Origin of the sequence: Nocardia puris, from assembly GCF_036051655.1 — a bacterium.
In the GTDB taxonomy this organism is placed as follows: domain Bacteria; phylum Actinomycetota; class Actinomycetes; order Mycobacteriales; family Mycobacteriaceae; genus Nocardia; species Nocardia puris.
Genome location: NZ_CP107943.1, coordinates 2010203 through 2032653 on the forward strand (window position 1 = coordinate 2010203; position 22451 = coordinate 2032653).

General features: G+C 70.9%; 17 protein-coding genes and 1 pseudogene. 9 read left to right on the forward strand and 9 right to left on the reverse strand.

Going from position 1 to position 22451, the window contains the following annotated elements; genetic code table 11:
* Positions 1-1594: 1594 nt before the first annotated feature.
* The 4 genes and pseudogenes from OHB21_RS08895 to OHB21_RS08910 all read right to left on the reverse strand — a co-directional run.
* A pseudogene (locus OHB21_RS08895) lies at positions 1595-4216 on the reverse strand (MMPL family transporter); the annotation flags it as partial.
* Positions 4216-4941 carry an NYN domain-containing protein gene (locus OHB21_RS08900; protein WP_084537304.1) on the reverse strand — a complete coding sequence of 242 codons (726 nt, stop codon included), beginning with the start codon at positions 4939-4941 and terminating at the stop codon, positions 4216-4218. The pseudogene OHB21_RS08895 and the gene OHB21_RS08900, both read right to left, overlap by 1 nt.
* Entirely contained in the window at positions 4941-5750 is an 810-nt protein-coding gene (gene trmB, locus OHB21_RS08905) for a tRNA (guanosine(46)-N7)-methyltransferase TrmB (RefSeq protein ID WP_195125071.1), read from the reverse strand. Before trmB ends, OHB21_RS08900 begins: the two co-directional genes overlap by 1 nt.
* Positions 5751-6028: 278 nt before the next feature.
* Positions 6029-7354, reverse strand: coding sequence for a lipase family protein (locus tag OHB21_RS08910; RefSeq protein WP_067503313.1), 1326 nt, complete (start codon positions 7352-7354; stop codon positions 6029-6031).
* 169 nt (positions 7355-7523) lie between these two features.
* Here OHB21_RS08910 and OHB21_RS08915 point away from each other — a divergent pair, with 169 nt between their 5' ends.
* From OHB21_RS08915 to OHB21_RS08930, 4 genes are all read left to right on the forward strand, one after another.
* Positions 7524-8306 (forward strand): SDR family oxidoreductase, encoded by a 783-nt coding sequence (locus tag OHB21_RS08915; RefSeq protein WP_067503316.1) that lies wholly within the window; start codon positions 7524-7526, stop codon positions 8304-8306.
* A 64-nt stretch (positions 8307-8370) separates the two neighbouring features.
* Complete coding sequence (locus OHB21_RS08920) at positions 8371-9489, forward strand: hypothetical protein (RefSeq protein WP_067503319.1); 1119 nt, start codon at positions 8371-8373, stop codon at positions 9487-9489.
* Between the two features lie 385 nt (positions 9490-9874).
* Positions 9875-11392: a hypothetical protein gene (locus OHB21_RS08925; RefSeq protein WP_233444439.1), complete on the forward strand. Its 1518-nt coding sequence runs from the start codon at positions 9875-9877 to the stop codon at positions 11390-11392.
* Positions 11393-11632: 240 nt separating this feature from the next.
* Complete coding sequence (locus OHB21_RS08930; protein ID WP_067503462.1) at positions 11633-13465, forward strand: phosphoenolpyruvate carboxykinase (GTP); 1833 nt, start codon at positions 11633-11635, stop codon at positions 13463-13465.
* A gap of 55 nt (positions 13466-13520) precedes the next feature.
* On the opposite strand, the gene OHB21_RS08935 is transcribed toward OHB21_RS08930, so the two are convergent.
* On the reverse strand, positions 13521-14270 hold the full coding sequence (locus OHB21_RS08935) for an HD domain-containing protein (RefSeq protein ID WP_067503465.1): 750 nt from the start codon (positions 14268-14270) through the stop codon (positions 13521-13523).
* 106 nt (positions 14271-14376) lie between these two features.
* Between OHB21_RS08935 and OHB21_RS08940 the strand changes: the two genes are divergently transcribed.
* Positions 14377-15327: a GlxA family transcriptional regulator gene (locus OHB21_RS08940; RefSeq protein WP_113975105.1), complete on the forward strand. Its 951-nt coding sequence runs from the start codon at positions 14377-14379 to the stop codon at positions 15325-15327.
* 82 nt (positions 15328-15409) lie between these two features.
* On the opposite strand, the gene OHB21_RS08945 is transcribed toward OHB21_RS08940, so the two are convergent.
* Positions 15410-16063 carry a hypothetical protein gene (locus OHB21_RS08945; RefSeq protein WP_195125072.1) on the reverse strand — a complete coding sequence of 218 codons (654 nt, stop codon included), beginning with the start codon at positions 16061-16063 and terminating at the stop codon, positions 15410-15412.
* 767 nt (positions 16064-16830) lie between these two features.
* Here OHB21_RS08945 and OHB21_RS08950 point away from each other — a divergent pair.
* Positions 16831-17016: a hypothetical protein gene (locus OHB21_RS08950; protein ID WP_067503468.1), complete on the forward strand. Its 186-nt coding sequence runs from the start codon at positions 16831-16833 to the stop codon at positions 17014-17016.
* Between the two features lie 300 nt (positions 17017-17316).
* Here the strand turns inward: OHB21_RS08950 and OHB21_RS08955 are convergent, their stop codons facing one another.
* Positions 17317-18759 (reverse strand): aldehyde dehydrogenase, encoded by a 1443-nt coding sequence (locus OHB21_RS08955; protein ID WP_067503476.1) that lies wholly within the window; start codon positions 18757-18759, stop codon positions 17317-17319.
* 230 nt (positions 18760-18989) lie between these two features.
* On the opposite strand from OHB21_RS08955, the gene OHB21_RS08960 reads away from it, so the two are divergent.
* Positions 18990-19253: a hypothetical protein gene (locus OHB21_RS08960; RefSeq protein ID WP_456153866.1), complete on the forward strand. Its 264-nt coding sequence runs from the start codon at positions 18990-18992 to the stop codon at positions 19251-19253.
* A gap of 1 nt (position 19254) precedes the next feature.
* Here OHB21_RS08960 and OHB21_RS08965 read toward each other — a convergent pair whose 3' ends face one another.
* The gene (locus tag OHB21_RS08965) at positions 19255-20037 is read right to left on the reverse strand and encodes a class I SAM-dependent methyltransferase (RefSeq protein WP_195125073.1); all 783 of its coding nucleotides are present in this window, start codon (positions 20035-20037) and stop codon (positions 19255-19257) included.
* Between the two features lie 143 nt (positions 20038-20180).
* On the reverse strand, positions 20181-20318 hold the full coding sequence (locus tag OHB21_RS08970) for a hypothetical protein (protein ID WP_157115791.1): 138 nt from the start codon (positions 20316-20318) through the stop codon (positions 20181-20183).
* Between the two features lie 219 nt (positions 20319-20537).
* On the opposite strand from OHB21_RS08970, the gene OHB21_RS08975 reads away from it, so the two are divergent.
* Positions 20538-21710 carry a glycosyltransferase family 4 protein gene (locus OHB21_RS08975; RefSeq protein ID WP_067503486.1) on the forward strand — a complete coding sequence of 391 codons (1173 nt, stop codon included), beginning with the start codon at positions 20538-20540 and terminating at the stop codon, positions 21708-21710.
* An 8-nt stretch (positions 21711-21718) separates the two neighbouring features.
* Positions 21719-22429 (forward strand): HAD family hydrolase, encoded by a 711-nt coding sequence (locus OHB21_RS08980; protein WP_195125074.1) that lies wholly within the window; start codon positions 21719-21721, stop codon positions 22427-22429.
* Positions 22430-22451 lie beyond the last annotated feature (22 nt).

The window sequence follows — 22451 nt, forward strand, 5'->3', positions numbered from 1 at the left end:
GCGGCTGATCCGTGTTCGGCGGCTCGGTGCGGCCGACGGGGATACGCGGCGGATTCGCCGACGGCCGGGTTTGCGTGGGCGCGGGGCCGAACGGGGAAGCTTCCGCGTCGCCGGACGACGGTGGACGCCACGGCCCGGCCAGCTCGGAGGCGGGCAGCGGGCGCGTCGACTCGGAGAGCGCGGCCTCGCGGCGCGCCGCTTCGTCATCGGCGGCACCGGGTCGGTCGGCTGCCCGGGATCGGTCGTCGATGGCAGGCCCGTCGGCTGCACCGGGCCGGTCGCCCTCGCCTCGAGGTTCCTCGGAAGTCCCCTGTCCCGGCGCGTCGTACGCGGTCGGGAAGCCCGGCGCGGCGGCGCTGCCGTTGACGGGCGCGTCGAGAGGGCCTCGGGTCTGCTCGTCGCGACCCGAAGCCGAGCCGGGATCAGGTGCACCCTGCGACGGCACGTACTGGTCGAAACCGGGCACCGAGAACTCACGGCCCTGCGAAACACCGCGCGCCGCCTCGGAATCCGACGGCGAGAACCCGACGTCACCGTGGCCCGCACTCCGCGAAACATCCTCGCCCGCAGGCGAATCCGCGCTGGCAGCAGTGCCGAAGGGGCTTCCGTGCGATACCGAATCCTCGGTGCCGGGTGCGGACCAGAGGTCCTCCGGCGCGGCCGGGCTGGTGTGCGCGGGACCGCGATCCGGCGACGTAGCCTCCCGCTCGAATCCGGGCACCGCGTATCCCCCGCCCGGCGGTGTGGGCGCACCACCGCGTCGCGGCAGCGCCGAGCCCGGCGCCTCGGGCGCGGTGAATCCGATGCCCGGGCCGAACGGATTCCCTTGCGGTGCGTCCGCTTCCGGGTCGAACGGGCGGAAGCCCTCGGGCGCTCCGGAAGCGCCCGGCGCGGTGAACACGTCCCGGCTCGCGTCGGGAGCGTCCGGACGCGAGAAACTCTCGGGACTTGCCGGTCGGCGCTGTGGCAGACGGGGCAGGGGGAGGTCCGATTCCGGCGACTCGTCCTCGGACGCGTCGGGGTTGGCGCCGATGAGCCCGGTGCCCGCGTCGAACGGGCTGCTCTGCGGCGCGGGCGAATCCGCCTGGAACGGGCGGAACCCACCGGGCACGCCCGGATCGCTGGACGCCCCGGAATCGGGCGCTTCGGTAGCGGCGGCGTCGGTATCATCGCGGCGCCCGAAGGCCGCACCCGGAAGCGTGAACCCGTCGGCGGCACGCGAGTCGCCCGCCTCGGACCGCCCGTGATCCGCATCGCCGTTCAGGAACCGGCGATCGGCACCCGAATCGTCCCGCGCCCCGGCGGATTCGGTCTCGGGCCAGCGCGCCGATTCCGCACCGGGGAACGCGAATCCGGAAGCAGGTCCCGCGGCATTGCCGAGCGGCACTCCCGAGTTCTCGCTGGACCGGAAGTGCGCACCGGCACCCGACTCGCCACCGAGCGTGAACTCCGAATCCGCACCGGACCGGAACCTTGCATCCGAATCACCTTGCGACGCAGGCGATCCACCGGGCTCCTGGGACTCGGCTTCCGGCAACCGGAACCCGGAAACTCCGGCCGGCGAATCCGGCGCACCTGGCGTCGAGAACCCCGCGGGCCGCTCCGGCGTCGAATCCTCCGACGAAACCTCGTCCGGCACACCGGAATCGGAGATCCGGCGCGGCGGCTTCGGCCCCGAAGCATGCTCGGCGGGCAGCGAGATCCCGGGGGCATCCCCGGTGATCGGCGAAAAGCGCTGTGTCGGATTCGGATCCACATCCGGCACGGCCGGAGGCTCCGGATCCATGGCAGCTCGCGACTCACCCGGATCGGGCAACCCCGACAGCGAACTGGCGCGCGGGCGCGTCGGATCGTGCGGACCCAGCACCGGCCGCGGCGCGGGCGGCAGCGAATCCATGCGCTGCGTGGGCGCTTCGGCCTCGATCTCCTCGATGGTGCGCGGCCGCCGCGGCGACTTGCGCTGCTTGCTCTCCGGCAGGGCCGGCATCTGCATGGTGACCGGATCGGTGATCGGCGTGGTCTTCACCAGGTCGACCACTTCGCCGCCGCCGGGGCGCTCGTCGTCGAGGATGGGCTCGCCCAGGCCGATCTTCTCCTGGATGCGCTTCATCCAGGCGGGCGCCCACCAGCAGTCGTCGCCGAGCAGCTTCATGGTGGCGGGCACCAGCCACATGCGCAGGATGGTGGCGTCGATGATCAGCGCCGCGATCAGGCCGTAGGCGATGTACTGCATCATCACCAGGTCGGAGAACGCGAACGCGCCCACGACGACCAGCAGGATCAGCGCCGCCGCGGTGATGATGCGACCCGTGTGCGCCGTGCCGGCGCGCACCGCCTCGGTGGTGGACGCGCCTTGGCTGCGCGCCTCCACCATCCTGGACAGCAGGAACACCTCGTAGTCGGTGGACAAGCCGTAGATCACCGCGATGATCAGCACCAAAACCGGTGACATGATCGGCTGCGGGGTGAAGTTCAGCAGCCCGGAACCGTGCCCGTCCACGAAGATCCAGGTCAGGATGCCGAGCGTGGACCCGAGCCCGAGCGCGCTCATCAGGGCGGCCTTGATCGGCAGCACCAGCGATCCGAACGTCAGGAACATCAGCACCGTGGTGGTGAACAGCACCAGCGCGATCATCAGCGGCATCCGGTCCAGCAGCGCGTCGATGCTGTCCTTCTGGATCGCGGGCTGTCCGCCGACGTAGACCTCGACGTTGTCGGGCACGTCGAGCGAGCGCAGATAGTCGATGGTGGGGTTGGCGTTCTCGGAGTCCTCGAGCGTCGCCTCGATGCGGTAGACGTTGCGGTCGTCCACCGAGCGGCTCGGCGTCGAGAAGTCACCGGTCAGGCCGGGGGCGTCGTTGGCCTGGCGCCACACGTTGCCGACGGCCTGGCTGTCCTCGGAGACCATCACCAGCTGCACCGGGTCGGTCTTGCGCAGCGGGAACACCTCGTAGAAGTTCTCCAGCGCGACGCGGGTGGGGTTGTCCGGCGGCAGGTACCGCTCGTTGATGCCGCCGAACGCCAGGTTCTTCACCGGGATGATCAGCAGCAGCAGGCCGACGCAGATCGGCACCGCGATCTTGAGCGGGTGCTTCATCACCCACTGGGTGGACCGGCCCCAGAAGCTGTTCTCCACCTCTTCGGCGGTCTTGGTCTTGCGGAAACGCTTGAGGCCGAGCATGTCCACGCGCGGGCCGAGGATCGCGAGCATCGCCGGCAGGATGGTGATCGCGGTGAGCGCGGCCAGCGAGACGGTGGCGATGGTGCCGTAGGCGACCGATTTCAGGAAGCCCTGCGGGAACAGCAGCATGCCGCCGAGGCTGGCGATGATCATGGTCGCGGAGAACACGACCGTGCGCCCCGCCGTCATCACCGAGCGGCGCACGGCGGCGCGGGTGTCGTAGCCCTCGGCCAGTTCCTCGCGGAACCGGCTGACGATGAACAAGCCGTAGTCGATGGCCAGACCGAGGCCGATCATCGACACGACACCGCCCACGAACGAGTTCACCTCGGTGAACTTCGTCAACGCCATGATGATGCCGTTGGCGCCGATGATGGTGAGACCGCCCACCACCAGCGGCAGGCCGGCCGCGACCAGGCCGCCGAAGATGAAGAACAGCAGCACCGCGACGGCCGGGATGGCCAGCAGCTCCATGCGCTTCTGGTCGGAGGCCATGGTGTCGTTGAGCGTGCCCGCCACCGCTTGCAGGCCGGTGACCTGCACGTCGACGCCGTCGATGTAGAAGACGTCCTTGACCGCGCGGAAGTTGCGCACCATGTCGGTGTCGTTGTCACCGACGATGGCGATGGAGGCGAAGGTGTACTTCTTGTCCTTGGAGCCGAACAGCATCGGCTGGCCGGGCCCGGTCTCGGTGATCCAGTACGCGCCGTTGACCTTCGCGATCTGTTCCGGATGCTCGCGCGGCAGCCGGTTGAGGCTCTCGACGATCTTGTCCCGGAACTCCGGGTCGTCGATCGTCTTCCCCTCCGGCGCCGTGTAGAGCAGGATCACGTCGCTGTTGTGATCGCGGCCGAAGGCGGCGTCGGCGATCTTGGCGGCCTGCGCGGACTCCGATGTGGGGTCGTCCCACCCGCTGGAGCTGAGATGGTCCTCCAGGCCGAGGCCGTAGCCACCGAGGGCCAGGAGGGCGGCCGTGACCACGCCGATGACGGCGAAGCGCAGCCGGTAGACCAGATCGCCCCAGCGCGTGAACACTAAGCGACTCCTTGGGCAGGGCGAGAGGTGAGCAGCGCCGACAGCGGCCGGAACGGCTGCAGCCAGGCGCCCTCGTCGGGCAGCGAGTCGAGGCTGACCCTCGGCAGCGGTTCACGGAACACGCCGGGGATGTCCTCGAGGTCGATGAATTCGAGAGTATCGGATGTCACGGCCCAGCTCGCGTGCTCGCGGAAGCCGAGCACCTGGACCGGCACGCCCTGGGCGGCGAGTTGTTCGAGCGGTTCGCGGAAGGCCTGACCGTCGGCCGAGGCCACCATGATGCCCGCGAGTCCGGCGCCGCGGCTGCGCAATTCGATGTGCGCGAGCATGTCGGCGTCGACGTCGGAGTCCTCGTCGATCTTCGGTTTGGCGAACACCGCGTAGCCGACGTTGCGCAGCGCCTCCACCCAAGGGCGCACCACATCGGCGGTGCCGGGCGCGATATTGGTGAATACCGTCGCCTCGGGCTCCACCCGGGTGGCACTGCCCACGGACAGTTCCGCGGTGCGCGCCAGCAACCACCGGCCGAGCGCGTCGAAACGGGGGCGGTAGGCGGCCGTCGGGCGGCCGCCCAGGATCGCGCCCAGCCCCATGTCGAGATTCGGGGCGTCCCAGACGAGCAGCACCCGGCGTACATCCGGCGTGGCGCCGCCGGGGCCTTCCGACCCGCCGTGCACCCCCCCGGCAACATCCACGACTTCGTGGGCCATCTCGCTAAGGCTCATCACTCGATCTTGCCCCATATGAAGTCGGTGATGGCGTTTCCGGCCCGATGTGCCTTGCCCTCGAACTTGGTCACGGGCCGTTCGAAGCCGATCGGCGCGTTGTCGAGCACCGCGCCGCCGGGGCCGCCCGTGACCTCGTTCAGGCCCACGAGCAGGGGTTCCGCGGCACCGACCTCGGCGATGTGCTCGGCGTAACCCGCGTGATCGGTCGCGACGTGCAGCACACCGCCCGGCTTCAGCCGATTGGCGATGAGCGCCAGCGTCGCGGGCTGCAACAGCCTGCGCTTGTGGTGGCGTGCCTTGGGCCACGGATCCGGGAAGAACACCCGGACCCCGGTCAGCGACTCTTCGGCAATCATGTGCTCGAGCACGTCGACGGCGTCGCCGCGCAGCAGGCGGACGTTCTGGATGCCGTCGCGCTCCACGCGCTGCACCAGCTGCGCCAGGCCCGGCTGGTAGACCTCGATGCCGATCAGGTTCAGGTGCGGTTCGGCCTGCGCCATCGCGGCGGTGGCCGTGCCCGTCCCGCAGCCGATCTCGATGACCAGCGGCGCCTCGCGGCCGAACCAGGCGGCGGCGTCCAGCGGCGCGTCGCCGACCTCGCGGCCGATCGCCGGCCACATGCGCTCCCAGGCGCCCTGCTGATTGGGCGTCAGCGCGCCCCGGCGGGAGCGGAAGCTGGTCACGCGGGGGTACAGGCGGGATCCGGTCGGCGATCGTCGGCCCGCTTCGAGCGGGACCGACGCTGTGGACGGCCTGCCCGGAACCGACTCGACAGTGTGGTTGGCGGCGTCGTTCACGGCGTCCATTGTCCAGCATCACCGTAACCGCACGGCACTCGTACCCCGGACGGGCGCTTTCGCGCGGGCGGCGGGCGGTGTCCGATTCCCTCGGCGCGCGTCGTCGGCGGGTGCTCACCGGGCCGTGTGCGCCAGGTGAGGGCGGGGTCGGCGGGGTGTTCGCGGTGTGGTGGTGACTGGGTTCGGTCCCGGTGCCGGGACCGGCGCGCGGTCGCGTGTGGTCGCGCTGTCAAGTCCCATTGCCGGGGTCGGCGTGTGGTCGCGGGTGATCACGCCGCCCGGCCCCCTCAGGCGGCCCGCTCGGTGACGGCGGCCGGTGCGGGCGCGGGGTCGGACCGCAGCGGGCGGCCGAGCAGTACGCGGGCGGTGGTCGTCGCGATCTCCAGCAGGCCGCGCAGCGTGGTCGGCGAGGTCAGCACCGACCAGACCGTCGTGTCGCCGTCGGCGGTCGGCGGTTCGCCCGCGAGACGGTCGGCCAGCCAGTCCAGGCTCATCGGGGTGCCGAGCACCATCATCGAGAAGTGCTCGCTGAGCCGGTCGCGCACGTAGGTCACGTGCGCGCCGCCGCGCCGGTAGCGGGCCACCTGCCCGTCCACGCCGTCCATATGGATGACCTGGTCGTGTACGGGCTGCACCACCAGCAGCGGGCAGGCCGGGATGGAGTTGCCCAGCCGGAGGTCGTCGAACATGGCCCGGAATTCGGGGGAGGCCAGCACCTCGTCGAGCGGGCGGCTGATCAGGTCGTCCACGCGTTTGCCCGCCAGCGCGAGGATGGCGGCCAGCGGTGTGGAGCGTTCGGCGATGCCCAGGAAGCGGCGGCCGTCGTCGGTCATATCGCGCGCCACGACCTCGCCCAGCGCCGGGTAGAGCCGGTGCAACGCGGCGATGACGATCGCGGGCAGCCCCGCGTAATGACCGCCGTTGAGCCGCTCGAAGACCTGTCCCGGATCGCCGACGGGCGCGCCGAGCACCGCCCCGACGATATTGAGTTCCGGTGCGTAGGTCGGCGCCATCTCCACCGCCCACGAGCTGGCCATACCGCCCCCGGAGTAGCCCCACACGCCGATTCTGGTGTCGGCGGGCAGGCCGAGGGGTTCGAAGCTCAACGCGGCGCGCAAGCCGTCGAGCGCGCGGTACCCGGGTTCGCGGGGCGCGCCGAAGTTGCCGTGCGGGCCCTCGTGATCGGCGAGGGAGACCGCCCACCCGCGGCGCAGCGCGTTCGCGACCAGCAGCCATTCCATCTGGGTGACCGAGCCCAGCGCGCGCGAGCCGCGGCGCAGCGCGTAGGACGGGGAGCAGCGTTCGGTGACGGCGTCCATCGCCGTCTGGAACGCCAGCAGGGGACGGTCCTCGCCCGGTTCGGCGCCGTCCGGCAGCAGCACAGTGGTGATCGCCACCTCCGGCGCGCCGTGCATATCGGTGCTGCGGTAGAGCAGCTGCCAGGCCGAGGCGCGTTGCGGTACGAGGCCGAATGCCGCGAGGTCGACGCGACGGCTGCGCAGGATCGTCCCGGGTGGCCGCGCGGCGAACCCGCGGGGCGGGCGGTGGAACGGGTCGGCGCTCGGTAAGAGCGGTTCGCCGCTGCCGACAACACCGATGGCGTCGACGCTCATCGCAACCTCCTCGGAGGGCCGAAGAGCGTCACCAAAAGCGATGCTGCACACCGACACTGGTGACGGCCACGTCCGCTGACAATAAGTGAACACCGATAACCCGCGATAGCCCCCGGCGGCCGCGGAATTCCCTCGCGGAAACGGGCGATTCCGGCACTAGACTGCCCGCATGAGTTCACCGACGGTGTTCATCACCGGTGCGGCGGCGGGCATCGGCAGGGCCACCGCGCTTGTTTTCGCTGGGCACGGGTACCACGTGGGCGCCTACGACATCGACGAGGTGGGCCTGAGCCGGCTCGCCGCCGACATCGCCGCGGCGGGCGGCACGGCGCAGACCGGCGTGCTCGATGTGACGAACAACACGCAATGGGAGCAGCGCCTGGCCGAGTTCCACGGCGAGACCGGGCGCCTGGACGTGCTGATCAATAACGCGGGCATCCTGCGGTCGGGGCGTTTCGAGGCGCTCGACATCGCGGCCCACCAGGCGATCGTGGACGTCAATATCGGCGGCGTCATCGCGGGCAGCTACTACGCCTTTCCGTACCTGCGCGACACCAAGGGCGCCCAGGTGGTGAACCTGTGCTCGGCCTCGGCGATCTACGGCCAGCCCGAACTGGCCAGCTACGGGGCCAGCAAGTCGGCGGTCAAGAGCCTCACCGAGGCGCTGGACCTGGAATGGGCCCGCCACGACATCCGGGTGATCGCGGTGTGGCCGCTGTTCGTCGCGACCGCCATGGTCGAGGGGGTGGACACCGGGACCACCAGATCGCTCGGCGTCCGGCTCACCGCCGAGGACGTGGCGCACGGGATCTGGGAGGCCACCAGCAAACGGCCCAGGCTGCCCAAGGTGCACTACGAGATCGGCGCCCAGGCCAAGGTGCTGGCCACGGCGGCCAAGGTCGCGCCGGGCTGGGCGGTGCGCACCGTCAACAAGTTCTTCTCCGGGTCCTGAACTCCTCGGCTGCCCCGAGCGGCCCTCGTCTGACAGAATTGCGCACCGAAAAGGGGGTGCCACCATGCCGACGGCCACCGAGTTCACCGCGCGGACCCGCGAACAGGATCAACTCGACCGACTGCTCTACGACCTGCAAGCCCTCGGCGGCCGCGCCGCCGCCCTCGGGCAGCAGGCCAACGCGGCCGTCGCCGCGTGGCGCAGGCCGCCGCGCATCCAGGTCACCGGGCGCGCGCACGCCGGGCGCACCACGGTGCTGCACGCGCTGGCGCTGATGTCGGCCGCGGAGACCGGTCCGGTGGACGAGCCCGGCGTGCCCGATCCGGTGCTCGACGCCGATATCGTCGTCTACGTGCTCGCGGGCGCGCCGCAGCCCGCCGACCGCCGGGTGCTGGCGGGTCTGCCGCCCGAGCGCACGGTGGTGGTGCTGAACAAGGCCGACGCGATCGGCTCGCGCTGGGGCGACGCCGTGGTGGCCGCCGAGCAGTACTCGCGCGAACTCGGGATCGTCACGCTGCCGGTGGTGTCGGCGCTGGCCGTGCGCACCAGGGCGGGCGCGGTGACCGACGCCGATATGGCCACGTTGCGCAGGCTCGCGGCCGACGCCGACCCCTCGCTGACGCTCTCGGCCGACCTGTTCGTCTCGCCCGCCGCGGGCCCCGACTTCGCCGAGCGCGAGCAACTGCTGCACCGCTGGGAGCTGCACGGGGTGAACTGCGCGCTGAGCGCGCTGCGCCACGATCCGGGCCTGAGCCCGCACGCGATCCTGCAAATCCTGCACGCCGCCAGCGGCATCGACGCGCTGCACCGGCTGCTGCATCGCCGCTACGAGCAGGTGGCGGCGCTGCGCGGCGGCGAACTGCTCGACGAGCTGGCCCGGTTGGCGGCGCGCGCCGTCCCCGACGGTGGCGCGCCCGTGCGCGACGTCATCGAGCACTACCTCTACGGCGACGACGCGATGTGGCTGGCGCTCACCGCGGGACTGGCCAACCCGGCCGTCGCGCACCTGGCCGCCGGCTACCCGTCGCCCGCGCCCGCCGACGCCGACGATGCCCTCACCAGGGCCGCCCGCTGGCGCGCCGTGGTGTCCAGCGATATGCCGCCGGTCGCCCGCCGCGCCGCCCTGCGCGTCCACAACGGCTACATCCGACTATGGGAACGGATGAGCAGTGCCGGACTCTGACCGGCCGGGTCCGGCCGAACCCCCGGACCCGGCCACCGCCCAGGAGTGGCGCCCGTTCGGCGGGTGGGCCGGACGGACCGCCGACCCTGGTGCGGCGGATTCCCAGCCCGATCCCGTGCCGAGCGCGCCCGCTGCTGATCCCGCCACCACGGCCGCGCCACCGAGGCCGGGAGCGCCGCCCTCGGGTTCGCCCCCACCCGCGCAGGGGCCGTCGTCCGTGCCGGGCTCGTCGCCGGTCGGATCGATTCCGCCTGCGGGCGTTCCGGTCCCGTCCCGGGATGGGACGAATTCGCCAGTCGATGCGTCGAGCCCGGCGGTGGGCGCGCACCCATCACCGCCGCCTCCCGCGTCTCCGGATGTCGCGCCTCCGTCCGGCACTCCTGTCGTGGGCACATCCCCGGCCGCGCCGCACACCCTCCCCGACGAGGTCGAGGCCGTGGTGGCCCGCTGGCATCCGCAGGGCACGGCGCTGCTCAAGGCGGTGCGGGGCGCGGGGGACGCCTCGACCGTCGCGTTGATCGGCCCCGACGACGCGAACACCACGCTCTTGCGCACCGAACTGGCCCGCTACGAGCCGCACATCGACTTCACCGATCCGATCACCGACCCCGGCGCGGCCGTCGAGACCACCTCGTCCTCGGGCGCGGCGCCCTCCAGCGTGGCGCTGGTCCTGCTGGACGCGGGCAGCGCGCTCGGCACCGGCACGTTGACCGCCGTGCGCAAGCTGCGCGCCGACGGGGCCCGGGTGCTACTGGTGATGAACGGCATCCACGCCTACCAGGACTGGCGCGCGGTGCTCGCGCACAACCTCGAGATCCTGGCGGCGAACGGCCTCGACGAACTCGACATCCTGCCGGTGTCGGCGCGCCTGGCGGTCGCGGGCCGCGCGGGCGGCGACGCCGGTCTGGTGGACCGCTCGGGCCTGCCCACCCTGCACGCCGACCTGGTCGCCGCCGCGGCGGGCGCGGGCTCCGCCGTGGGCGACCGCTACGGCGCCGTGCTGCACCGCGTGCTCACCGACACCAGGAAGCGCATCGCCGAACAGGTCGCCGCCCTGCGCGCCGGCGCGCAACCCGTGCGCTGGCGCGAGGAGCGGGCCGCGCTGCTCGCCGGACGCGACGGCGGGCGCGCCACCGCCATGTCCACGCTGCGCGGCCGGCTGCACCTGGCCCGCGTCGATCTCATGACCGAGGTGGGCGGCCACGTCCGCGCCCTGCACACCGCCGCCCGTGCCGAGCTCGACCGCCTGCGCCCCGCCGAACTGGGCGACTACCCCGATCGCCTCCAGCAGGCGGTCACCGAGCTGACCGGCGTGGTCGACTCCGCCATCGAGCGCCGCATGGCCGAACTCGCGTACCGCCTCGACGAAACCGGACAGATCGCCCAGACGCCGCCGCACCGCAGGCTCGATCCGGCGCCGCGGGTGGGTCCCGATCCGGAGCCGCGGCATCGCGGTGTCGAAGATCACGTGATGATCGCACTGGGCGCGTCGGCAGGTGTCGGCCTCGGCAGACTGCTCGTCATGCCGCTCTCGCTGGTGCCCGCGCTGGAGGTGGCGAGCATCCCCGTCACGCTGCTGCTGGGCGCGCTGGTGGCGTGGTGGGTGGTGCGCGCGCGCCGCCTGGTCGCCGATCGCGCGCACGTGCGCCAGTGGGTCGCCGACGCGCTGGTCAACGTGAAAGCCCAGCTAGAGCAGCGTGTGGCGACGGCGCTGGTGGAAGCGGAGACCGAATTGGCCGACCGCGTGGTGCGCGCGGGCGCCACCCGCGCGCTGGAAACCGACCGGCGCGTCGCCGAACTGGAAGCCCTGATCCGGCGGGCCGCGGCCGAGCAACCGGGACAACTCGCGGCGTGCGAACGCGACATTGCGATCATCGACCGGCACATCGTGCCTGTTGAATAGGCGACAGAATGGGTACATAGGGGGGAACCCGATGCCGTACCGATCGTCACATCGCGTTAACCTCTTAGCAGGAACCTGGGCGTCCGCTTCGTCCTTGTACGCCGTCCAGCCGGGGCGCGCTTTCGACTGGTCGCAGCGGGTGCCTTCCCGCCAACGGTGGCGCTCGGTGTTCCGCGCCGGTCATGGGCCTCGGGCCGGGCGGCGGGATATCGGACAGCCGCCCATCTCAGGAGAGTTTTCATGACCTCAGCGACCATTCCTGGTCTTCGTGGATCCGACGGCAAGGCGCCGACCGAGCACAGCGAACTACTCGCCTGGGTACAGGAAGTCGCGGAACTCACCCAGCCCGACCGGGTGGTCTGGGCGGACGGTTCCGACGAGGAATGGGATCGCCTGACCGCCCAGCTGGTCGAGGCGGGCACCTTCCGCAAGCTCGACGAGCGCAAGAAGCCGAACTCCTTCCTCGCCCTGTCCGACCCGTCGGACGTGGCGCGCGTGGAGTCGCGCACCTACATCTGTTCCAAGACCGAGGCCGACGCCGGCCCCACCAACAACTGGGTCGACCCGACCGAGATGCGCGCCACCATGACCGAGCTGTACCGCGGCTCGATGAAGGGCCGCACCATGTACGTGGTGCCGTTCTGCATGGGCCCGCTCGGCGCCGACGACCCGAAGCTGGGCGTCGAGATCACCGACTCCGAGTATGTCGTGGTGTCGATGCGCGTGATGACCCGCATGGGCCGGGCCGCCCTCGAGAAGCTGGGCACCGACCGGCCGTTCGTGAAGGCGCTGCACTCGGTGGGCGCGCCGCTGGCCGAGGGCCAGGCCGACGTGCCGTGGCCGTGCAACGACACCAAGTACATCACCCACTTCCCGGAGGACCGCGAGATCTGGTCCTACGGCTCCGGCTACGGCGGCAACGCCCTGCTCGGCAAGAAGTGCTACTCGCTGCGCATCGCCTCGGCGATGGCCCACGACGAGGGCTGGCTGGCCGAGCACATGCTCATCCTCAAGCTGATCTCCCCGGAGAACAAGGCCTACTACATCGCGGCCGCGTTCCCCAGCGCCTGCGGTAAGACCAACCTCGCCATGATCCAGCCCACCGTTCCCGGCTGGCGCGCGGAGACCCTGGGCGACGACATCGCCTGGATGCGTTTCGGCAAGGACGGCCGCCTGTACGCGGTGAACCCGGAGTACGGCTTCTTCGGCGTCGCGCCCGGCACCAACCACAGCTCCAACCCGAACGCCATGGCGACCATGGACGCGGGTAACACCGTCTACACCAACGTCGCGCTCACCGACGACAACGATGTGTGGTGGGAGGGCCTGGAGGGCGAGCCCGATCACCTGATCGACTGGAAGGGCAACGACTGGTACCTCCGCGAGACGGAGACGCTGGCCGCGCACCCCAACTCCCGCTACTGCACCCCGATGTCGCAGTGCCCGATCCTGGCGCCCGAATGGGACGACCCGCAGGGCGTGCCGATCTCGGCGATCCTGTTCGGCGGCCGCCGCAAGACCACGGTGCCGCTGGTGACCGAGTCCTTCGACTGGCAGCACGGCGTGTTCATGGGCGCCACGCTGTCCTCGGAGCAGACCGCCGCCGCCGAGGGCAAGGTCGGCACGGTGCGCCGCGACCCGATGGCCATGCTGCCGTTCATGGGCTACCACGTGGGCGACTACCTGGGCCACTGGGTCAACGTCGGCAAGAGCGCCGACGCGGCCAAGCTGCCGAAGATCTTCTACGTCAACTGGTTCCGCCGCGGCGACGACGGCCGCTTCCTGTGGCCGGGCTTCGGTGAGAACTCCCGCGTGCTGGAGTGGATCATCGGCCGCATCGAGGGTACGGCGCAGGCCGAGCAGACCGCGATCGGCAACGTCCCGACCGCCGGGCAGCTGGATCTGGAGGGCCTGGACGTCGAGACGAAGGACGTCGACGAGGCGCTCGCGGTGAACGCCGAGGAGTGGCGCAAGGAGATTCCGCTCATCGAGGAGTGGTTCGAGTTCGTCGGCGACAAGCTCCCCTCGGGCGTGCGCGACGAGTTCGAGGCGCTGAAGCAGCGCCTGGGCTGATCGTCGCCGAACCGCCCGCACCGTCTAGGTGCGGGCGGTTTCGCGTTTCGGGGGTTTACTCGTCGAACGGCGCGAAGCGGATGAGGGGGCCGAAGCGCGCGGTGTTCATCATCCAGTGGATGCGGGTATTCGGCGCGGCGGCAGCTTGGGCGTCGAAGGCTGCGCGCACCCGGCGTTTGAAGTCCGCGCGCGGGTGGCGGGTGAGTAGCTGGTCCACCCATACCGGGTCCAGATCGGCGAGGCGCAGGCCGAGGACGTCGGCCGCCGCGCCCGCCGAGACGATCCCGACCGTGTCGAGATCGTCGGCGACACCCGGGGTGAGGTGGGCGGCGATGGCCGCGCCCACGAGGTGCGCCTGGTGTTCGGACGCCCCGTGCGCGGTGACGAAAGCCTTCGCCCGCTCCGCGCCGTCAACAGCGAAACATGCTCCCGGAGAGGGTGTTTCAAGTGTCAAGTCGTGCAGCAGGCAGGAGACGTAGGCGAGTTCGTCGTCATAGGATGTGCCGCTCAGTTCCGCCAGCGCGCGCCCGAAATAGTACGTGCGATAGGAGTGTTCGAGCACGTAGGGCGAGAGGCATTCGCGCGCTTCCTCTTCCGTCGCGCGGGACAGCTTCGAATCGGGCGGGGCGGCGTCCAGGTCGACGTGTCCCGCACCTCGCTTGCCGAGCGCGAGGCGCACCCGGTCGGCGACCACGCCGGGCAGGGTGGCCGCCAGTTTGGCGGTGAGTTGCCGCCGCTGCGCACCGGTGAGCTTTCCACCCGTTCGCTCGGCCCATTCCCAGTCGAATCCCGTTGGCGCGCCCACGCCGACCTCCTCGTTCTCGTCGTCGAAGGCCAGTCAATCGGGCGGCAGCCCACCCGGCCAGCGGCGCGAATGACACCTACCCTTGGATTCGTGCCAAAGTGGGGGTGTGAAGCAGGTGGTGGCTCTCGCGCTCGACGGCGTCATGACCTATGACCTGGCGGTCGCGGTCCAGGCGTTCCGGCACGGTCCGGCCAAGACCGGGGAGGGGCGCGGATTCGAGATGCGCACGTGCGGGGTGCGGCCCGGAAAGGTCTGGACGCCCAACGGTTTCGACCTGCACGTCGATCATGGAATCGAATTGCTGGAGCAGGCCGATGTCGTGGTGGTGCCCGGCATCGGGTTGCCCACGATGCCGCTGGCCACCGAGGTCGCCGACGCCTTGCGGGCGGCGAGCGCGCGGGGCGCGACGCTGGTGAGCATCTGCGTCGGCGCGTTCGTTCTCGCGCAGACCGGTCTGCTGGACGGGCGCCCCGCCACCACCCACTGGGCGTATTGCGACGAGTTCGCCGCGCTGTATCCCGCCGTGCGGCTCGACCCCGGCGCGCTCTACGTCGACGACGGCGACATTCTCACCTCGGCGGGTCTGTCGGCCGGGCTGGATCTGTGCCTGCATGTGGTGCGCCGTGAACTGGGCGCGGGCGCGGCGGCCGAACTCGCCCGCTGGAATGTCACGCCGCCGCACCGGGAAGGTGGACAGGCGCAATACATTCCGGATCCCATGCCGCGCCAGGGCGAATCCTCCGGTCTGGCCGCCACTCTCGCGTGGGCCGTAGCGAATATCGCCGCGGTGTCCGATGTTTCGACGCTGGCCCGGCACGCGTTGATGAGCGAGCGCACGTTCATCCGGCGATTCAAGGCGGAAGTCGGGGCCACGCCGCGCCGGTGGTTGGAGGCCCAGCGCACCGCCCGCGCCCGCGAACTCCTGGAAACCACGGATCTGCCGGTGGACGTCGTCGCGGCGCACGCCGGTTTCGGCAGCGTCACCGCGCTGCGCACGCACCTGCGGGCCGCGACGGGGACCACTCCGGCCGGCTATCGCCGTTCCCTGCGCCGCTGATCCGTGCGAAAGGGCTTCCTGGACAACACGACATCGCGCACCGCTCGAAGCGACGCGCGATGTCGCGATGATCAGCGATCCGTCAGGGCAGGACCTGCGGGATCACATCCGGCTGCACCGTACCCACGATCGCGCCGATCACGGCGCCCATGATCGCGGTGCCGATGACACCGGGCACGGCGCACACGACGTAGCCGACGACCAGCGCCAGCACAGTCGGGATGCAGGTGATGGCGCCGACGATCGCGCCGACGACGGCACCGCCGGCCGCGCCGTTCAGCACCGGATCCGGGTTCTGCGCGTGCGGGTTGGTGGCGATCTCCGACAGCTCGGTGCTGGCCGCCGACGCCGCGGGCGTGGCGACCGAGAGCTTGCGGCCGTCCTCGGACACGGTCGCGTCGAGGGCGATCTCGCCCGCCGGGGTGGCGATGGCCAGCGGCAGCTCCGACACGGCGGTGCCACCGGCGTTCACGATCCGCACCGAGTGCTCGCCGACCTGGAACGTGGCGGCGTCCAGCGTCACCGAGACGGCGCTGAGATCCGGCGCGACCTCGGTGTCGTAGCCGATCCCGGCGTCCGAGCCGGACGACGAGATCGCGGCCGCGAGCTGCGCCCGCTGCTCGGTGTAGTCATCGGCCGAGGCCGCGCCCGCACCGGCGAACGTGGTGGCCACGGCCAGCGGCAGCGCGGCGATGAGCGCCTTACGGCCGACCCGCATGGCAGCACGATGGAACATGAAAAGTTTCTCCCTCCCGACCCCCGACCCCCGAGGTGGACGAATCGAACGTCGAATCGAACGATCTGAACGCCCTAATTCGTAGTGGCGGCCGTTCGGCGATGGCAAATAATGTGAGACTCTCCACATTGTGGAACCGATTGGAGGACAACGTTTTACGTGCGTTTATGCGCGTTTGTGACTGGTACTGTTCGCTTTTCGGGTAGGTTGCGCGATTCGCGGTTGCGCGGGATTGTGCGCAGTCGAGCCGAGCGGTCCGCCGTTGTATTGATCGGTCGACCGTCCAGTGACCGGCGTGCGCCGGATGGGGTGTCACCAATCTGTTGCCATGGATTTGCCAATAAGGCGCTCCGCGTGCCGATTCGCGGGATGCGGCGGCCAACTCCGTTCCGGTTCACGCGCTCCGGGGGAGGCGCTACCGCGGGTCCGGGCATATCTGTTGTCGCGTCATGAATCCGGGGTCGGCGCGCCGGGCGCAGGCACCCCGGCGGGGAACGGTCGGCGAGCTCGCCGATCAGACGGGAGGCGCGCCGAGAATGCCCCGACTTGCGCACCCCTACCGGCTACTCGCCGGTCGGCTCGCACTCGTACGGGCCGTGTTTCACCGCAAACGGCCCGTCGTGCCCTATTCTGTTCTCGTTCCCGGCTTCACAGCCGGTGGGTTCGCCGCACGGGCGGTCCGCCGGTCGCACGAACTGCTTCCCCAGCGCCGTCGCCACCCGATCGACCCGGGCCCGCGACCGATCGACGTGAGAGGTGGTTGGAGCATGACCGACCTGGAGTTCGACGCGGACAGTCCGGCGATGATCGATCCGGACACCAGCACCCCCATCTCCCGCGCCGCGGGCCGCCTGCAACGTGCCCTGCCCCCCGGCTGGCGCGTCGAGGTGGTCGACCCCCAGACCCGTCCCGACCGCGACCCCGCGCTGCGCGTCGTGATGCCGGACGACTGACGGCCGCTCCCGGTGGACCCGTCGCGGAAGCTCAGTCGGCTGCGCCCCTGACCGTGATCGCCGCCGAAACCAGGTGGCGCGTCGAGTAGCCGCGCGTGAACAGCCCGCTCCCTGTGGACCCTCCCGCCTGGAATGCCCGCTCAACAGTTGCGGGCGGCGGAAGGCCCCGGTAGGTCTCGTCCGCTCGGCCCCATGACCCGGTGTGTCGTGCCGTTGCTTGCCTTGCCGCCGCAGGACGCACCCGCCCCCCAACGAGAACCGGCCCGCCGAACACTCGGCGGGCCGGTCGTCGTGCGATCGCTACCTCGTCCAGCCCATCGGCATGAGCACCGACTTCTGCTCGCAGAAGGAGTCCAGGCCCTCGGGGCCGTTCTCGCGACCCAGGCCCGAGTTCTTGTAGCCGCCGAAGGGGGCGCTGGGGTCGAAGGCGTACCAGTTGATCGCGTAGGTGCCGGTGCGGACGCGGCTCGCGATCTCGAGCCCGTGGTCGATATCGCTGGTCCACACCGAACCCGCCAGGCCGTAGGCGGAGTCGTTCGCGATCGCCACGGCCTCGTCCTCGGTCTCGTACGGGATCACCGAGAGCACCGGGCCGAAAATCTCCTCCTGTGCGATGGTCGACTTGTTGTCCACCTCGGCGAAGAGGGTCGGCTCCACGAACCAGCCGCGGTCCAGCCCCTCGGGCCGTCCGCCGCCGAGCACCAGGCGCGCGCCCTCGGCCTTGCCCTTGGCGATGTACCCCTCGACGCGTTCACGCTGCTTCTCGGAGATGAGCGGGCCGAGCACCACCGAGGGATCGGCGGGATCGCCCACCTTCATGGCCTGCACGCTCGCGACCAGCGCGTCCAGGATCTCGTCGTGGCGGCTGCGCGGCAGCAGGATGCGGGTCTGGTCCACGCAGCCCTGGCCGGTGTTCATGAGACCGGCGAACGCCAGCGCCGGAATGTTGGCGAGGTCCACGTCGGGCAGCACGATCGCCGCGGATTTGCCGCCCAGTTCCAGCGACACCGTCTTGAGCTGGCCGGTGGCGATGGCCCCGATCTTGCGGCCGACGGCGGTGCTGCCGGTGAACGTGATCTTGTCGACGCCCGGATGCGACACCAGGTACTCGGCGACGTCGGCCTCGGCGGGCAGCACCGAGATCACGCCCTCGGGCACGCCGGCCTCGGCGAAGATATCGGCCACGATATTGGTGCTGAGCGGGGTGAGCGGCGCGGGCTTGAGCACCACCGAACAGCCGGCCAGCAGCGCGGGCCCGAGCTTGTTGGCGGCCAGGAACAGCGGCACGTTCCACGCCGTGACGGCCGCGACCACGCCGCGCGGCTCGCGCGTGACGTGGGTGGTGCCGAAGATGCCGGTGCGCGTCTCGTGCCACGGGAACGACTCCGCCAGCTCGGCGTAGGCGTCCAGCGCGGCGACGGCCGGGATCTGGTTGAGGGTCAGGGCGGTGGCCGTGGGCGCGCCCATCTCGGCGGTGAGCGCGGCAAGCAGGTCGGCCGAACGCTGCTCGATGAGCCGGGCCGCCTTGGTGAGCACCGCCGCGCGCTCGGCGGGCGGGGTCTTGGGCCACGGGCCGTGGTCGAACGCGTGACGGGCGGCGGCGACCGCCGCGTCGACGTCGGCGCGTTCCACCACGGGGACGCTGCCCACCGGCTCGACCGTGACCGGTGAGATGACCTGGAGGCGCTCGGAGCCCGCTGGCGCGGTCCAGCGTCCGCCGATGAACAAGCTGTCGTAATGCATGAGAACACGTTACAATTTTTCCGCCCCGCTGTCTGCAACCTGTTCTAATCTCCCCGCTCGGGACCGCGTTGACCAGCTCGAATTCCAACCTGTCGGTTCGCTTTTCGGAGAACGCACTATTGCGTTCCGCCTCGCGACCGTGGATGCTGTAGCTACTGATCAGCATGTGATCTTCGGACCGCGATCGGGGTGAAATCGTCATGGCGGTGCAAGTGATCGGCAGGTCGCTGATGACCAGCGATCGGACCGACCATCAGGCCAGGAGCGTGGGCGGCGGCGGGTGGGTGGTCTCCTACCTACCGGGCCGCACGCTCACGCTCGAGCAGGCGACGGCCGCGATGCAGGCCGCGGAGGTCGTCGCGACCGTCGGCGTGCTCGCCGATCAGGTCGGGCTCACGGCCCTCGAGACGGTCGGGCTGGCCATGCGCGAGTCGCCGTGGGCGCCGCGCGAGGAGTGCGCGCCGCGCTGGCGGCGCGGGTGGCTCGCGCAGTAGCTCACGCCGGTTTGGTGGCCACGACCACCAGGTTGCTGACCACTAGCTCGCGCAGCCACGGCACCCGCACCAGCCACCACGCCCAGTGCGGATGGTAGCGAGGGAAGATCGTGTGCACCTGGGCCGGAGTGGTTGCCGCCCAGCGCAACCCGTCGGCGGCGCGCACCGCGAACAGCGACTCCCCGAACCGGTTCTTGGGTTCCTTGCCGGTCTTGCGGCGGTACCGGCGCGCCGCGTACTCGCCGCCCAGGTAGTGCCACGGGCCGGTCTCGTGCCCGCCGAACGGGCCCAGCCACACGGTGTAGGAGAGCACGATCAGCCCACCAGGGCGCGTCACGCGCACCATCTCGTCGGCCATCGCCCACGGATCGGGCACGTGCTCGGCGACATTGGAGGAGAAGCAGATGTCGACCGCGCCGTCGCGGAACGGCAGCGCCATGCCCGAGCCGCGCACCGCGCCGGGCACCGAGAGGCCCGCCGCGTGCATCTCGGACGGGTCGGGCTCGACGGGAATGTAGCGCGCGCCCGCGGCGGCGAACTCGTCGGCGAAGTAGCCGGGACCGCCGCCGACGTCGAGGATCGTGGTTCCGGTGAGCGACCGGCCGGTGACGTCGGTGTAGAAGTCGCCGATCATGGCGGCGGTGTCGGTGGCGAGTCCGCCGTAGAATACGGCGGGATCGGTCTGCTCGAAGCGGAAGCTGCCGAGCAGGCGCAGCGAACGGCGCAGCGTCGCGCGTCGCGCGAATCGGGGCGCTCTCCTCGGCGGTTTCTCTGCTCTCAGCACGGCGCCGAGTTTTCCACAGGGTGGGGGTGTGGGTGGTCGGTGGTCGGAGGTGCGGGCGCGTCCGGGCAGCGGAACGGTCCGGCACCCGCGCAGTGCCGGACCGTTCGTCGGATCGACCGGGTACGTCCGGTCGATGCGGTGGGTCAGCCGATGCCGCTGCTGGCGCCGCTGCCCGTGGAGGTGGAGGACGAGAGCAGTGCCAGGATGATGCCCAGCAGCCCGCCGTCGAAGTCGCCGTTGCCGCCGCCACCGCCGCCGGTGCGCGTCCGTGCCGTTTTCATGGTGTTCTCCTCATCGTGATGGCCGGCCAACGCTCGACCGGCCGTGCCCCCGGCAAACGGGGGTGGCGGGAGGGTATCCGGATCGGGTAGTGAAATGTGGGCGTTTCAAAGAATTGGCAGGGTACGCCAACGCGACGATGAACGCGCGTGTGAAACTGTGACGTCCATTATGGTGTACCGGACATCCGTGTCCGACCCGTCGACGAGAGAAGCTCCACCGTGCGCGAAGTCCTCCTGCTCTGCTGGCGTGACACCGGGCACCCGCAGGGCGGCGGCAGCGAGCGGTACCTCGAGCAGGTCGGTGCGCAGCTCGCCGCGCGGGGCGTCAAGGTCACGCTGCGCACCGCGCGCTACCCCGGCGCGGCGCGGCGCGAGCACGTCGACGGCATCGACATCAGTCGCGGCGGCGGCCGCTACACCGTCTACCCGCGCGCGCTGGCCGCGATCGCGCTGGGCCGGCTCGGCCTGGGCCCGCTGCGCGGCGTGCGGCCCGACGCGATCATCGACACCCAGAACGGCATCCCCTTCTTCGCCGGCGTCGCCGCCGCTGCGCCGTCGGTGGTGCTGGTGCATCACGGGCACCGGGAGCAGTGGCCGGTCGCGGGCCGCCTCATCGGCCGGATCGGGTGGTGGATCGAATCGCGCCTGTCGCCCCGCGCGCACCGCGACAACCAGTACCTCACGGTGTCGCTGCCCTCGGCGGAGGAGCTGGCGACGCTGGGCGTGGATCGCACGCGAATCGCGGTGGTGCGCAACGGCGCCGAGCCCGTGCCCGCCGACGCCCCGACCGGCGCCGCGGTGACCCGCGCGGCGAGCCCGCGCCTGGTGGTGTTGTCGCGGCTGGTGCCGCACAAGCAGATCGAGGACGCGCTCGAGGTCGTCGCGCGGCTGCGGGGCACGATCCCCGGCCTGCACCTGGACGTGGTGGGCGGCGGCTGGTGGGCCGAGAATCTGGAGGCCACCGCGCGCGCGCTCGGCATCGCCGACGCCGTCACGTTCCATGGGCACGTGGACGAGCGCCGCAAGCACGAATTGCTCGCGCGCGCTTGGGTACACGTGCTCCCCTCCCGCAAGGAGGGGTGGGGCCTGGCGGTGATCGAAGCCGCGCAGCACGGCGTGCCCACCATCGGTTACCGCAGTTCGCGCGGGCTCACCGATTCGATCGTCGACGGCGTCACCGGCGTGCTGGTGGACGACCTCGTCCAGCTCACCGACGCCGCGGGCGAACTGCTCGCCGACGCGGCCACCCGCACCGACATGGGCGAGAAGGCCCGCGCCCGCGCCCGCGAATTCTCCTGGGAGCAAACGGGGAACGGCGTGTACGAGGTGTTGGCGGCGGTGGCGCGCGGCGAGTACGTCTCGGGACTGGTGGCGCCCGCGCCGGTCGACTGAACAGCGGCATGGCTGTCCGGGGGGTCCTGTTCGACGTGGACGACACGCTGTTCGCGTTCTCGAACTCGGAGGAGTCCGGGCTGTTCGCGCACCTGCGCGCGGAGCGACTGCTCGACCGTTTCACCGATCCGGCTGCGGCGCTGCGCATCTGGCGGGAGCTCACCGATACGCATTTCGATCGATTCGTCCGTGGTGAGCTGACTTTCACCGAGCAGCAGCGCGTCCGGACGCGCGCGTTTCTCGACGGTCTGGGTATCGCGTTGGCGGAAGCGGAGATCGCCGAGTGGTTCCGTCGCTACGACACGCACCGGCGCGCCGCGTGGGCAGCCTTTCCCGATACCGAGCCCGCGTTGCGCAGGCTCGCGCCCGCGTACCGGCTGGGGGTCGTGTCCAACTCGTCGGCGGAGGCGCAGCGCCGCAAGCTCGGAATCGTGGGCCTGCTGCCGTATTTCGGTGACGCGCTGGTGTGCAGCGATCAGCACGGGGTGGCGAAGCCCGACGCCGCGATCTTTCGCGCCGGGTGTGACAGTCTCGGGCTGGAGCCTCGCGAAGTTGCCTACGTGGGGGACAAGTACGCGGTCGACGCGGTGGGGGCGCGGGACGCCGGGCTGGTGGCGTACTGGCTGGATCGCGGAAATGCGCGGGGCGGCAATGTGATCGACGAGGGGATCCGGGTGATCGGGTCACTCGAGGAGCTTCCGGATGTGCTCGTGCGCTGAGGTTCGCGGGCCAAGGCGCGGC

What these genes read in the sequence shown, in the direction of transcription:
- OHB21_RS08900 (WP_084537304.1), bottom strand. Translation starts at nt 4,941, where the DNA reads ATGAGCCTTAGCGAGATGGCCCACGAAGTCGTGGATGTTGCCGGGGGG.
- trmB (WP_195125071.1), bottom strand. Translation starts at nt 5,750, where the DNA reads ATGGACGCCGTGAACGACGCCGCCAACCACACTGTCGAGTCGGTTCCG.
- OHB21_RS08910 (WP_067503313.1), bottom strand. Translation starts at nt 7,354, where the DNA reads ATGAGCGTCGACGCCATCGGTGTTGTCGGCAGCGGCGAACCGCTCTTA.
- OHB21_RS08915 (WP_067503316.1), top strand. Translation starts at nt 7,524, where the DNA reads ATGAGTTCACCGACGGTGTTCATCACCGGTGCGGCGGCGGGCATCGGC.
- OHB21_RS08920 (WP_067503319.1), top strand. Translation starts at nt 8,371, where the DNA reads ATGCCGACGGCCACCGAGTTCACCGCGCGGACCCGCGAACAGGATCAA.
- OHB21_RS08930 (WP_067503462.1), top strand. Translation starts at nt 11,633, where the DNA reads ATGACCTCAGCGACCATTCCTGGTCTTCGTGGATCCGACGGCAAGGCG.
- OHB21_RS08945 (WP_195125072.1), bottom strand. Translation starts at nt 16,063, where the DNA reads ATGTTCCATCGTGCTGCCATGCGGGTCGGCCGTAAGGCGCTCATCGCC.
- OHB21_RS08950 (WP_067503468.1), top strand. Translation starts at nt 16,831, where the DNA reads ATGACCGACCTGGAGTTCGACGCGGACAGTCCGGCGATGATCGATCCG.
- OHB21_RS08955 (WP_067503476.1), bottom strand. Translation starts at nt 18,759, where the DNA reads ATGCATTACGACAGCTTGTTCATCGGCGGACGCTGGACCGCGCCAGCG.
- OHB21_RS08960 (WP_456153866.1), top strand. Translation starts at nt 18,990, where the DNA reads ATGACCAGCGATCGGACCGACCATCAGGCCAGGAGCGTGGGCGGCGGC.
- OHB21_RS08970 (WP_157115791.1), bottom strand. Translation starts at nt 20,318, where the DNA reads ATGAAAACGGCACGGACGCGCACCGGCGGCGGTGGCGGCGGCAACGGC.
- OHB21_RS08980 (WP_195125074.1), top strand. Translation starts at nt 21,719, where the DNA reads ATGGCTGTCCGGGGGGTCCTGTTCGACGTGGACGACACGCTGTTCGCG.